The sequence below is a fragment of the Frigoribacterium sp. PhB118 genome, from assembly GCF_003751725.1.
In the GTDB taxonomy this organism is placed as follows: domain Bacteria; phylum Actinomycetota; class Actinomycetes; order Actinomycetales; family Microbacteriaceae; genus Frigoribacterium.
In genome coordinates, this window is sequence record NZ_RKID01000001.1 from 246,460 (window position 1) to 258,798 (window position 12,339).

Annotated in this window: 15 protein-coding genes; 6 read left to right on the plus strand and 9 right to left on the minus strand. The window is 63.4% G+C overall.

The genetic code is table 11. The features are described from left to right. Together EDF21_RS01070 and arsB are read right to left on the minus strand one after the other, a co-directional pair. Positions 1-411: an arsenate reductase ArsC gene (locus tag EDF21_RS01070; RefSeq protein ID WP_055811500.1), complete on the minus strand. Its 411-nt coding sequence runs from the start codon at positions 409-411 to the stop codon at positions 1-3. Between the two features lie 22 nt (positions 412-433). Continuing rightward, complete coding sequence (gene arsB / locus EDF21_RS01075) at positions 434-1,519, minus strand: ACR3 family arsenite efflux transporter (protein WP_123570033.1); 1,086 nt, start codon at positions 1,517-1,519, stop codon at positions 434-436. 85 nt (positions 1,520-1,604) lie between these two features. Here arsB and EDF21_RS01080 point away from each other — a divergent pair, with 85 nt between their 5' ends. The 4 genes from EDF21_RS01080 to EDF21_RS01095 all read left to right on the plus strand — a co-directional run bounded on the left by EDF21_RS01080 (position 1,605) and on the right by EDF21_RS01095 (position 4,598). Then, entirely contained in the window at positions 1,605-1,955 is a 351-nt protein-coding gene (locus EDF21_RS01080) for a metalloregulator ArsR/SmtB family transcription factor (protein WP_123356741.1), read from the plus strand. 82 nt (positions 1,956-2,037) lie between these two features. Continuing rightward, on the plus strand, positions 2,038-3,153 hold the full coding sequence (locus tag EDF21_RS01085) for a DUF3644 domain-containing protein (protein WP_123570034.1): 1,116 nt from the start codon (positions 2,038-2,040) through the stop codon (positions 3,151-3,153). Between the two features lie 368 nt (positions 3,154-3,521). Then, positions 3,522-3,698, plus strand: coding sequence for a hypothetical protein (locus EDF21_RS16620; protein WP_158612827.1), 177 nt, complete (start codon positions 3,522-3,524; stop codon positions 3,696-3,698). Between the two features lie 63 nt (positions 3,699-3,761). Then, positions 3,762-4,598, plus strand: a complete 837-nt coding sequence (locus EDF21_RS01095) for a type IV toxin-antitoxin system AbiEi family antitoxin domain-containing protein (RefSeq protein WP_123570036.1) — start codon at positions 3,762-3,764, stop codon at positions 4,596-4,598. Positions 4,599-5,113: 515 nt separating this feature from the next. Here the strand turns inward: EDF21_RS01095 and EDF21_RS01100 are convergent. Together EDF21_RS01100 and EDF21_RS01105 are read right to left on the minus strand one after the other, a co-directional pair. Beyond that, a complete protein-coding gene (locus tag EDF21_RS01100) occupies positions 5,114-5,965 on the minus strand; it encodes a metallophosphoesterase (RefSeq protein WP_123570037.1) in 852 nt (283 codons plus the stop codon). After that, the gene (locus EDF21_RS01105; RefSeq protein ID WP_123570038.1) at positions 5,956-6,627 is read right to left on the minus strand and encodes a hypothetical protein; all 672 of its coding nucleotides are present in this window, start codon (positions 6,625-6,627) and stop codon (positions 5,956-5,958) included. The genes EDF21_RS01100 and EDF21_RS01105 overlap by 10 nt, the downstream gene beginning before the upstream one ends. A 96-nt stretch (positions 6,628-6,723) precedes the next feature. On the opposite strand from EDF21_RS01105, the gene EDF21_RS17205 reads away from it, so the two are divergent. Then, on the plus strand, positions 6,724-6,960 hold the full coding sequence (locus tag EDF21_RS17205; RefSeq protein ID WP_123570039.1) for a helix-turn-helix transcriptional regulator: 237 nt from the start codon (positions 6,724-6,726) through the stop codon (positions 6,958-6,960). A 197-nt stretch (positions 6,961-7,157) separates the two neighbouring features. Here EDF21_RS17205 and EDF21_RS01115 read toward each other — a convergent pair whose 3' ends face one another. The 5 genes from EDF21_RS01115 to EDF21_RS01135 form a co-directional block, all read right to left on the minus strand. Next, on the minus strand, positions 7,158-8,156 hold the full coding sequence (locus EDF21_RS01115; RefSeq protein ID WP_233568312.1) for a hypothetical protein: 999 nt from the start codon (positions 8,154-8,156) through the stop codon (positions 7,158-7,160). Positions 8,157-8,688: 532 nt separating this feature from the next. Beyond that, positions 8,689-9,036: a helix-turn-helix transcriptional regulator gene (locus tag EDF21_RS01120; RefSeq protein WP_123570041.1), complete on the minus strand. Its 348-nt coding sequence runs from the start codon at positions 9,034-9,036 to the stop codon at positions 8,689-8,691. Next, a complete protein-coding gene (locus EDF21_RS01125) occupies positions 9,033-10,166 on the minus strand; it encodes a site-specific integrase (RefSeq protein WP_123570042.1) in 1,134 nt (377 codons plus the stop codon). The genes EDF21_RS01120 and EDF21_RS01125 overlap by 4 nt, the downstream gene beginning before the upstream one ends. Positions 10,167-10,488: 322 nt before the next feature. Further along, positions 10,489-10,953 carry an NUDIX hydrolase gene (locus EDF21_RS01130; RefSeq protein ID WP_233568313.1) on the minus strand — a complete coding sequence of 155 codons (465 nt, stop codon included), beginning with the start codon at positions 10,951-10,953 and terminating at the stop codon, positions 10,489-10,491. Positions 10,954-10,966: 13 nt separating this feature from the next. Next, positions 10,967-11,734 carry an SDR family oxidoreductase gene (locus tag EDF21_RS01135; protein WP_056045077.1) on the minus strand — a complete coding sequence of 256 codons (768 nt, stop codon included), beginning with the start codon at positions 11,732-11,734 and terminating at the stop codon, positions 10,967-10,969. A gap of 123 nt (positions 11,735-11,857) precedes the next feature. Here EDF21_RS01135 and EDF21_RS01140 point away from each other — a divergent pair, with 123 nt between their 5' ends. Then, positions 11,858-12,337: an NfeD family protein gene (locus EDF21_RS01140; RefSeq protein ID WP_123570043.1), complete on the plus strand. Its 480-nt coding sequence runs from the start codon at positions 11,858-11,860 to the stop codon at positions 12,335-12,337. Positions 12,338-12,339: the final 2 nt, after the last annotated feature.

Below are 12,339 nucleotides of genomic sequence, written 5' to 3' on the forward strand. Positions count from 1 at the left end.
TTAGGCGGTCGCGGGTGCGATTTCGGCCAGGAGGGCCTGGATGCGGCCCTTGATGTCGTCGCGGATGGGGCGGACGTCCTCGATGCCGCGGCCGGCGGGGTCGGTCAGCTCCCAGTCCTCGTAGCGCTTGCCGGGGAAGATCGGGCACGCGTCGCCGCAGCCCATCGTGATCACGACGTCGCTGTCCCGGACGGCCTCGGTGGTGAGGACCTTGGGCTGGTTCCCGGCGATGTCGATGCCTTCTTCGGCCATGGCCTGGATCGCAATCGGGTTGATCTGGTCCTTGGGCTCGCTGCCGGCGGAGAGGACGTCGACGCGGTCGCCGGCGAGGGCCTGCATGTAGCCGGCGGCCATCTGGGAGCGGCCGGCGTTGTGGACGCAGACGAACAGGACGGTGGGCTTGGTGCTCATGACGGGTTCCTTCGGGTGGGTGTCAGACCCGTTCAGCGACGCGCGCTGCCGGGGCGGGGGAGGGGAACAGGCGTGGCCGGAGCCACAGGGACAGGTACACCAGCGCCACGAGCGCCGGGACCTCGATCAGGGGGCCGACGATGCCGGCGAGGGCCTGGCCGGAGGTCGCCCCGAACGTGCCGACCGCGACCGCGATCGCCAGCTCGAAGTTGTTCCCCGCGGCCGTGAACGCCAGCGTCGCCGTCCGCTCATAGGCGAGGCCGATCGCCCGTCCGGTGAAGAACGCGACGAGGAACGTGACGGCGAAGTACACCAGCAGCGGCACCGCGATGCGGATGACGTCGAGGGGCCGGTCGACGACTTGCTGGCCTTGGAGGGCGAACAGCATCACGATCGTGAACAGCAGGCCGTAGAGGGCGAAGGGTCCGATCTTCGGCAGGAACCGTGTCTCGTACCAGGTGCGCCCCTTGGTCGCTTCCCCGATGCGGCGGGAGAGGTAGCCGGCGAGGAGGGGGATGCCGAGGAACACCAGGACGCTGAGGGTGATCGACCAGATACTGAACGACGCGCTCGTTGTGGGGAGCCCGAGCCAGGCGGGGAGGATCTGGAGGTAGAACCAGCCGAGGCCGGCGAATGCGACGACCTGGAACACCGAGTTCAGGGCCACGAGGAACGCGGCCGCTTCTCGGTCGCCGCAGGCGAGGTCGTTCCAGATCAGCACCATGGCGATGCACCGGGCGAGCCCGACGATGATCAGCCCCGTTCGGTACTCCGGCAGGTCGGGGAGGAACACCCATGCCAGGGCGAACATCAGCGCCGGCCCCACGACCCAGTTCATCACCAGCGACGACACCAGGAGGCGCCGGTCGCCGGCTACGGCGCGGGTATCGGAGTAGCGGACCTTCGCCAGCACCGGGTACATCATCACCAGTAGCCCGACCGCGATCGGGACGCTCACCTGTCCCACCTGGAACGAGTGCAGCAGCTCACCGAACGCCGGGACGAACACCGCCAGCAGCAGCCCCGCGCCCACGGCGGCGAGAATCCACAGGGGGAGGAAGCGGTCAGTGGTCCCGAGCCGGGCAGGCGCGGTTGGGGTGGTCGTCATGCAACTCCATAGATCGATGAGTGTCGATGTGTTGAGCCTGCCCCAACCCATCGACGACTGTCAATCTGTGTGGAAGAGTGTTCACATGCCCGTTGCCGAACTCCTGCCCCTCACGGACGTGACCGCGTGCTGTGCACCGCTGGCCCGTGAGGCGATGGACGCGGAGAACGCCGAGAAGCTGGCCCGCAGCCTGAAAGCGATCGCCGACCCAGCCCGGCTCCGGCTCATATCGATGGTCGCCGCGCATGAGGGGGCCGAGGCATGCGTCTGCGACCTCACCGAGCCCCTAGGGCTCAGCCAGCCCACCGTGTCGCACCACCTAAAGGTCCTCGTCGACGCCGGCATCCTTACCCGCGACAAACGCGGCATCTGGGCGTACTACGCCCTTGTCCCCGGGGCTCTCGACTCTCTCGGGAAGCTCCTCGTCACCGCGTAGGTCCTTACACCCCCGCGCGTCCGGTAGCCGATCATCTGACGGACGCCGGGGGCAAGCAGAACGACGACATAGGCTCACTTCCATGGCAGCGCGGCGTCGATGGTGGCACACCCTCCAATCCTCAAAGGCTGAGGTGTTGTTGGCCGTTGACCTCTACAACCGGTCCGGCAATGAACGACAGCTAGAGGCCTTCATCGTCCACATGAATCTGGGTTGGATGAAGCTCCTTCAGGCACGGACTGAGCAGGCCGGTGGGGATTTGATCGTCAAGGATGAACGCGGCTGGCGAAAGAAGCACCCCGAGGGTGGCTACTTGTACAAGCCTCTGCGGACCTTGCTCGCAGAACAGCTTGTCGAGACTGACCCGCGACGAAGCAACATCGTCTTCTTTCTGGGGCTCCGCAACCAGATCGAGCACCGGCATGAAGCTAAAATCGCGGCCCTTGTCGCGGGCCGAACGCAAGCCCTCCTCATCAACTATGAGCAGACACTCGTCGAGTGGTTTGGCCAGGCCGAGGCGCTTGGATCAGAGCTTCGCTTTCCCCTGTTCGTTTCCACGATCACCGGAGACGCGGCTGAGGCGGTCAAGTTGGTGAGAGCACAGGTGCCGAAGGGAGTTCTGGACTGGGTGCAGGACTTCGACGCAAGCCTCGATCCCGGCCTCAGCGCAGATCAGCGCTTCGACTTCCGCGTCTACCTCATTTCCCACACCGGTCCTAAGAGTGAAGCTGACGCGTCGATGACGTTCATTCGCGAGGAAAACCTGACGGACGAACAGCGAGCCTCCGTGGAGCAAGTGCGGACCATCATCCGGGAGAAGCACGTGCCGGTCGAGGACCTAAATCGCTACAAGGCCAGCGAGGTAGTGGAGCAAGTAGCGGAGCGGCTCGACGCGGACTTCAACAGCTACATGCACTCCCAAGCCTGGAAGGCATTTGGTGTGCGACCGGCTCCTGGTGCCAGCGATCCTGCTCAAACCAAACCCCAGTTTTGCGTCTACAACGCCACCTTCAAGCAGTACAGCTACACGCCGGCTTGGGTCGAATACCTCGTCCGGCACCTCTCCAACGCTGCCGAGTACGACATGGTGCGGGCGTGGCGCACCCCTGTAGCTGACGATGACGGGGAGATGCCAGCCTCTACTTCTGCTGCCTCTGACCCTTCCCTGGCGCCCGCGCCGGCGGCTCCTGTCTCCTGAGATCAGCAGCAGAGGAATGACGGAGGAGCCCCGTACTCTTCCGCCGTGGGCGTTCGAGGATCAGGTGAGGTCGCGGCGAAAATTCTGCGCCGGCCGATCCCAACGCACCCGTACGCGGTGCCGCCGGCACCGGGACAGTTCGGTGTCTGGCAAGTCCGCCGGGTGCGCTCTGCACCCCTTGGGTACGTCCTCTCGCGCCCCGAGCTGGGCGGCATTGGCTACCACTGCTACGCCCACGGCCGAGACGATGCCGGCGGCCGGCCCTGGTTACGACGAGAGGACAGCCTGAACAGCGCCGTCGCGTGGATGATCCAGCACGAGGCCGAGCTGTCGGCCTTGACGGGCCGCCTGCGCCCCGAGCCGGACGAGTGGCCATCGTGATGAAAGGTATGCCAGTGCAAGAGCTGGTTCGTCAGGCACAATTCCTGGGCGACAAAAGGGCCGACGCCGCGGCCGTCGAGGTAAAAACTCCGACGCAGGCCGACGCGACTAAGTGCGCCACGCCCCACAAGGAGCGCATCGTCACCTGGGTTGCTTCCTATTGAGCTTGGGAGGGCTGTCAGCTGGAGCATGACTCTCATCGTGTAGCTGAGTGATACTCTCAAAGCATGAAGCCTGCTTCGATCGCACGGCGCATCGCTGACATTGCAGGCACCCAATGGGGAATGATCACGACTGCTCAAGCACGCGTGCACGGTGTCGCCCGATCGAACCTTGCCTATCGCGTTCGAGCCGGCGTGCTGGAGCGCACTGACCACTACGGCATCTACCGCCTCGCCGCGGCCCCGACGAGCCCATTGGATGATCTCCGCGCAGCATGGCTGTCCACAAACCCCGAGGCGCTCGCGCCCGAACGTGTAGCAATGCCCCGCCCTGACGCCGTTGTCGCCTCCGCCGCCGCTGCAAGGATCCACGGCATGGGTGACGTTTACCCGGCCCCCTACAGGATCATCGTCCCGGGCCGCCGCCAGAGCGGCGCAGGTGCCGTCTCCTATTCCTGGCGCGATCTCGACCCCCGCGACATCGAAATTGTCGACGGGCTGCCCGTCACCACTCGCGAGCGGACCATTGCCGATCTGCTTAGTGACGAGGGCGATGTCTCCATTGCGGCAGATGCACTGCGTGATGCGCTACGGAATGAGTACGACCTCGACGAGACGCGACTGGCGCAACTGGTCGCCCCTCGCGCGGAACGCCTCGGGCGCCCGGCTGGCGACGGTGTTGGCGCCCTCGCGTACCTGATGGCTACGGCGGAGATGGACCCCGTGTCCGTAGCAAGACGGGCATTGGATCGTGTTCTGGGCTCCACTGCCCCGCTGCCCGGCCTTCAGACTCTTTTCGACCAGTTAGTCGCAGGTATCCCTTCGCTGGCGGCGACGCGGCCAGCTGTAGCTTTCGACCTGGCGAGCACGGTGGACTCTGAACTAGCCCGCCCGGGACCTTAGGACCGACTTTGACACGGCTTCCCCTGGCCAGGAATGGATGAGACGCAGGCGACGGTTCTAGGCTGTACATTTTCGGCGCGCCTGTTCGTGGTCTTGCTTGCGCCTTGCACGTTCGCGTTTTGGTTACGCTGCCGACCGTGTTCTGCGTCCCTCGGCTAAGTCCCTTCCCGCCACGAAGTGCGCAGGATCTGCTAACGACGCGCTGCCCACTGCCGGAATCTTGCCCACGGCCACACCGAGCTTGGCGAGCGGATTGTCGCACAAGGGTAGTCGAGTAGATCAGTCAGGACGGGCGCGAGGTTGGTTCCTTGCCGAACTGGTTGCACCCCGAGCCACCTGATTTGGCCTTTGTCCCCAACCAACACTGGGGGATCATTTCATCCGGCGGGCCGCAGCCGAGGCAGCGTCCGGAAGAGGCCCCCTGGACGAACATTTCCGGTGGCGGACATCTGCTTCTATAAATCTATAGTTCCGCTTAAACAAGGCCGAGATCGATGTCGTTTCGCCACGAGGTGCTAGGCAAGCCACGTCCAGGACAGGTCGCCGAGGTCGAGAATTCCCACATTGCCGTCCACTTCGTCGGCCGCCAACGAGTAGACCCGCCGGTCATCGGGTAAGCGACGCTCGGCTTTCACGTGCATATGGCCGTGGAAGAGGATGCGGGGCATTGTCCGATGCCAGACGTCGGTGACCATGCTCCGCGATCGACTGGACGCTCGAAGGCCTTCCTCAGAGAAAAGACGAAGATTCGGGTTGGCTAGGACGCGGTCAACTTTGGCGGTACCTCCGTTGACCGCCTCGTGGGTAAGCAATACATCTACTCCCCGCGTGCTTCCGGCCAAGTCGGCTTCCGCTCGAGTTGGTTCCTCTTCAGGCCACCAGTCCTTACCCCTGACTCTCTTCTCCTGGTCGGGAGAAGCGGCACCCCCAAACGAAAGGAACGATCTGCCGCCAAGCGAGAACTGGTAGCCCCGGGGCAAAAAGGCGACTGACTCAAGATGAGGTACGGAGTAGGGGGTGTTCGGCTCCTCGGCGAAGCGGGGCGCCAATCGCTCCCAGTTGTCATGGTTTCCAGGTGTGACCAGCATGCGTCGGACGCCGTACTCGCGCATAGCCTCTGCCAGAAACTTTCTATAGGCAGCCCAAGGCTTTTCCGATCCCAAATTGAAGTCCCCGAGATGGAGGAACGTCACCACCTCGGGGGAGTGCAGATGCACCAATCGCATCGCTCTTCGAGCGGCTGCCCGGTTGCTATGCCAATCGCCGGCTATGGCGACGAATCTTTCCTCGAAGGCCCCTCCAGACGTAACCGCGGCTGCAGCCGCGTGCGTTGCCAGCGGGGTCCGTGCCTGATGGCTCAAGCCCATTCGCTGACTCGGTTCGCGACTTCGCAAGATTGCTCAAGGTCTGCCTCCAGGTAGCGGAGCAGTACGGCGGCGACGGCGCTCGGCGCCCCTCCAGCTAGCAAATACTCTCTTGGGCTGACCTCGCGACCTCGAATACTTGGAAGGGCGGGGCAACTCAGGGTCATCAGGGACCTGACGAGGCCTGGGTTCGCGTCGCCCGGAATGGCTGCGACGACGATCCTCAAACGATCACTAATAAACCCCCGGGGGAATCCATCGCGGTCGTAGACGAACTGCCACCTCGGAAACTTGAGACTTGCCTCGCCGTACGCCCACAAGTGACCGTCGCGAACGAACGCGCGTAGTTGTGAGGCTGGGAAGCCCATGCCTCTCTGGAGGTCCTGTAGCTCGAATGCTTCGACGGCTTCGATTCCCACGGATCGCGACAGGACACTCATCATGGCCTCTCGCGAAAAGCCAATCTGGCCAGGGTGCGGGAGGTCGTAGGCGCCCAGCCACTCCAGCTGCAGATGGCGCATGTCCAAATCCAGTTGGGAAGGCTTAGCGAGAGCCCGGTAGAGGGCTGCTAGTTCGGCAACCGTGCGATCCAGGGGAAGACCTAGCCCCTCTATCGCCTGCTCCAGGTCGCGAAATTGCTCCGCCACCGCGCTCGTGTTCGACATGGGGCCAAAATAGCGTCCTTTTGGTCGTCGTGCTACAGGGCTAGCGGCTGCAAGGTCGGAGCAGTGTCAGCCCATCGAGAACCAAACGTGACCGCCATGAGACTGGCGTTCTCACGCAAGAGAAAAGTTGAGGGGCTCTCTTACGATGTCGTCGCTGAGCGATCGGGGATCGCTCGACGAACCGTGCAGCGCCTCGAAAATGGAGAACGTGAGGGGCAGTTGCGAACATGGTTCCATCTTGCGAATGCCGTTGATTTAAGTTTCGAAGACCTTGTTCGGCATCTCTACGAGGGGGACCCTGCGGACGCCATCGCACCTCACGCCCACGAATGAGTGAGTGTCCGGGCGGTGAGGCTCAAGGCGAGCCCTTACGGGGCCCCTGCGAGGATCAGGCCGATTACTCGTGAGGTAGCGGCTGCGTCTGGCACTCGCGCAGCAGTTATTCATCCAGGGTCGCGCCGCGGTCGGCGGGTTCTGCCGGCCATCCCTAACACCTGAACTCGACCGGCTCCCTATTCCGACTTGACCCTTTAGCCACGCAGCGGAGGTCCGACCGGTGGGGTGCCTCGCTCCACTGCGTAGTGGGGATTTTTTGCCGCTACGTACGACATCCATGGGATGGTCGCCGCCGTGGCGTGTCGGCTCAGAGTGGACCTGCTGTAGCCAAGCATCTTGCCCAGAGACTTGGGATCCACCTCCGCGACCAGATCTTTCAGGGTCGCGTTCCTGATTCCTTGCACGTCCATGCCCAAATTTCGAAGCTTTCCCAGCAATGTGTTAGGAGAGCGCGGCTGACCAGCTCTTGACCCGGGAAACAGCCAACGCGTGCCGGTGTTTACCGTCTGCTGCCCTTCACGTGCCTGGATGTGCGACCAGAACAAGGGAACAAATTCTTCGGGGACAGGCGCCTCTTCGGAGCCCAGCTTGAGCGTCATGCCGGTAGGGCGAACGATGAGATCATCAACTGTCAGACGCGAGAGCCTGCCAATTGGAGTGCCGTAAAGGAGGAAGATCAGTCCGGCAACCCGAATCGACACTCCTACGTTCTCGGCCTCCATGAGGAGGCGAATGAACGCGAGTCGCTCGTTCTGCGTCAGTAGGGGAGTGGCCTGAGCTTCCCGGTGCTTGACGTCAACCCCCTTGACCGTCTGTTCCTTCGACATGTAGCGAACAAAATTACGGATGTGCGTTCGTGTGGAAGTCCCCTCGGCTAGGTACTGGTCGATGTGGACTTGGCTCATCTGCGACGCGAGGCAACCGTGTTCTTCGCGAAGCCACTTCAGGAACTTTCCTGCTTCGGTGATTTCCTGTTTCGCACTTCGAGTCGCGTAGTTCATGTTCGTCGACTGTGCACTCGCCTCCTTCAGGCGCCTGAGGTGGTGCCAACGGGCGAATCGCTCGATGGGGGAGTGGATCTCTGGTGTCGAGGAAAGTTGGTCGAGCCGCCTGGCGAGCCATTGCTCAAAGACAGCGAGTTCGGGGTCACCCTGATCCGGGAGGATGTGGTGATGCACAAGGATCGCCCGCATGTGTCTCGCAGACGGCTTGTCGACTAGGCCATCGAAGGCGGCGTGAGTGAGTTCGATCGCACGATTGCCTATTAGGCGCAACAGATTTGCGGAAGGGCTATCTGCGGGTCGCATCCACGTGTAAATGCTTTCGGGTCGATCTGCGTTGGCTAGCACTTCCACGAGCCGTCTAAGGCGGAGGTCGGGAGGGCTATTGGGCTTGAGAAGCGCTGTTAGGTCGCGACGCAAGACGCAGGTGATGCAGGATTTATCCCGAAAACGTTCTGCTTCTCGGCCGCATGCGATGCAAGTCAGCTCTGTGGAAATGCCCGCACACTCACGGCAGATGGAGAGGCCATCGGACGCGCGTCCGGGAAGCATGTGGTCTTTGCCGCAGGAGGGGCAGACGCCATATGTGTGAACGGCTTCAGTAAAGCAAATGCCGCAGATTTGGCCGTCTGGCCAGCGCACGCGAATCTTGTCCGTCGCTCGGTCGCAGCGACCACAGGTAAATCCTGTGCCTTCGCTCCGCGGGCGCCCCCTGGGTCTGAAGTCACTCATCCTGATTACCGCGATCCACGCGTGCCCTGACCGGCCTATAGGCCTCGAGCAAGGGTACGTCGGTACTTTGCCCCACGGCGGCCGGACGGTGTTTCGTCCTGATGTCTGCGGCCGTGTACGTAAGAAGGTCGTTCGGCTCAACGTTGAAAATATCGCAAAGAGAGACAAATACTTGGAACGAGATGCGGTCCGGATTTTGAGACACGAGCCGATAGATCTGTGACTCCGACAGCGTGATACCCCGTTCGTGCAGGGGTTCCACTAGATCCCGGCTATTGCGCATGCCTGCCCTCGCCATCAGCTCCCGGACGCGAAAATTCCAGTCGATCTGTCGGTTCATGGTGTCGTCCTTCCTGACGGTCTCTTCGGTTTCAATAGCAGTTTGCCCTTACTCTGCAAAACCGTCTTCGTCAGAACGCGCTCCAACTGTTTGTGGGCAAAGTCCGCGGAGGGCAGGGTGTAAATCGTGGTCGTCGACGTGTGCGCATGCCCGAGTTGCATGGATATGAACTTCTCGTCGTAGCCCTCGATCGTGATCATGTGAGTCGCGTAGGAGCGCCTCAGACCGTGGATGTCCAACCCCGCCGGCAAATCAAGTGCGGAGGTGTAGGCGTGTAGGCGGGCCAGGAGATCCCCCTTGCTCACGAGCCCTCCTGTGGCGGTTGGAAACAAATACCTATCCGGAACACCCATCCGGGGGAGTCCACTTGCCACCCACTCCGCAACAGCTTCGGCGGCCCAGTCAACGAGGCTGAGAACCGAGCGTTGCTTCTTGCCGGACCCTTTCTGAGCTTTGCCGTGTCTCACCCTGAGGATGCCGTAGTCGCCGAAATAAGGCGCCTTGCCGCTTCTCGAAAAGTCGGACACCTTCAGCTTCCTCAGTTCATCGTGGCGGAGGCCCCATCCGTAGCAAACCTTGAAGGCGACCGCATCTCGCCATGCGGCCATGGCACCCTTGCGCTTCGCTCGGGCAATGCGCTGGACCTCCAGGTCAGCGAAGTCAAAGAACGCTTGTAGCTCGTCCAGTTCAAAAGCGCGTTTCTCCGGCCCTGAGACGCCGTCGAAGACGTGCTTGGTCTTGTTGAGATCGGTGATGATCTGGGACATCACCGTCCCAAACAGATGCTCGCATTTCGCATTCCAAGGGTAGGACTCGCTGGTCGCGTAGTCCAGGAAGAGTTGAATATCACTCTGGTATGCCCGTGCTGTGGCGGGCGCACGGTGTAGGACGTTGCGCAGGTGAGAGAAGAAGTCGTCCGCGTCCTGGGGTGTCCACTCCCATGGAAATTTCCCGGCGAAGTCAGCAAAGCGCAAGACGCAATTGGCTCGGCGCCTGATCGTTTCGGGCCCGAAGCTCTTAGCTGCTTGCGAGTTGGCCCACCCCTTCAGTATTTCGCCGAAGAAGGCGTCCCTATCCGCGCCGCGATCCGGCACTGGCAGAAAGGCGAGCCCACCCAATTTGTCAACCACGTGCGCTCCTCAGCCGTCTGCAATTTATGCATTCTAAGAGCGTATTGCGCAGATCGCAAGAGAAAAAGGCTGGTCAACCGGCGGCTCGCGCGGCACCGATTGAGGGAGTTCGTGGTGCGAAACCTTCCGTAGCCGAAGGGCCCCTTCGCCGGAAAATTTGCTGATCAAAGGTTCACCCCGTCCTGGGTGGGGGTGCATATCGGACTGCCGTCTAAGACTAGAAAACGCAGATACCGTTCTTACTACTTGACATAATGTGCATTATCAGTCACACGCGGTGGCGCCGGAAGGGGTGCACGGTGGCTCGGGTGGCGCCCCGCCCTCACGCCCCGGACGACTCGGCCAGCACCCGACGCAGCAGCTCGGCCAGGTCGCCGGGTTCGACCGGCTCGTCGGTGGTCGCCAGCTCGTCGAGGGCGAACCAGCGCGACTCGACGATGTCGACGCGCTCGTCGTCGGTCCAGTCGTCGTCGACGACCTCGAAGTGCGGCAGGCGGACGACGTAGAACTCGGCGTGACCGTGCGTGTGGTCGGCGTCGTCCCAGGACACCTCGAAGTCGTCCACGCGCACGACGTCACCGACCTCGGTGACCACCTGGCCGGTCTCTTCGTGCAACTCGCGGATCGCCGCCTCGACATGGGTCTCGCCCGGGTCGACCCCGCCACCCGGCGTGATCCAGCGAGCAGAGCGACTCGTGTCGGGCGCCACCGTCTTCATCAGCAGCACGCGGTCGTCGTCGTCGAGGACGAGGAGGCGCGAGGTCGGTCGGACGATGCGCTCGGTCACGAAGGGGCCCGTCTCAGACGATCGGGGCGAAGTCGCTGGTGTCGCCCACCAGGCGGGTGTGGTCGGCCGGGACGGGGTCGACGGCGGCCGACGCGACCTCGGCGGCGAACTCCGCGACGTTGTACAGCTTGCCCGCGCTCTCTTTCCGCGACGAGATGGCACCGGGGTTCGAGCGTTCGAGCAGGGTCGCCGTGATCGTGCCCTCGATCATGTCCCCCGAGACCACGACGAACTCGACGCCCGCGGTCTCGAGCTGCGGCAGCATCTCGCGCAGGGCGTCCTCGCCGGCACGCTTGCTGAGGGCGACGGGGAGGTACTCGGGCATCGTCTCGGTCGTGCGGATGAAGTGCGCCTGGTGGCTCGTGACGAAGACGACGCGCGACCCCGGGGCGAGCAGCGGCAGGGCCGCGGTCAACAGCGCCACCTGGGCGTCGCGGTTGAGCTTGAGCGCGTAGTCCTCGGCCATGCCCGTCTCCATGCCGCCCGAGGCGTTCATCACGAGCACGTCGAGGCCGCCCCAGGCGTCACGCACCGTGTCGAACATCGCCGCCAGGCTGGCCTCGTCGGTGAGGTCGGCCCCGATGGCGATCGCCTCGCCGCCCGCCTGCTCGATGGTCGAGACGAGCTGCAGTGCGCGCTTCTCCTTGTTGCGGTAGTTCACGACGACCTTGGCTCCGGCCTCGGCGAAGTAGCGCACGGTGTCGGCACCGATCCCCCGGGACGATCCGGTGACCAGGACTCGGGCTCCGGCGAGGGACTCTGCGGCGAGGGGGTTGGACAAGGCGTGCTCCAGACTGTGCGGGGATCGATCGGCCCGTGGACCGGACTCGACCCTACCAATCCCCCTCGTCATCGTCAGGGGCGGGTGATAGTTTTCATAACAGGGGAACGAGAGAAGGTCGACGTGGACGTCTTGAACGATTACGCATGGGTCGCGTGGATCGCGCTCATCCTGGTGTTCGTCATCGTCGAGGTGACGACGCTCGAATTCACCTTCCTCATGCTCGCCATCGGCAGCGTCGGCGGTCTGCTCGCCGGCCTCTTCGGTGCCCCGTGGTGGCTGCAGGCGATCATCGCGGCCGTCCTCGCGGTCCTGTTGCTGTTCACCGTGCGGCCGCCGTTGCTGCGGGCGCTCCGCCGCGGGGGCGATCCGACCCCCAGCAACGTCGAGGCGCTGCTCGGGCTGCGCGGCACGGTCGTCGTGCCCATCGGCTCCGACCCCGGCCAGGTCAAGCTGTCGAACGGCGAGACCTGGACGGCCCGCGTGCTGTCCTCCCCCGCGACGTCGGCAGGCGCCGACCTCGCACTCGACACCGGGGCCCCGGTCGTCGTGACCGCCATCGAGGGGTCGACCGCCTTCGTCGCCCCCGCAGAGAGGTCCTGAAG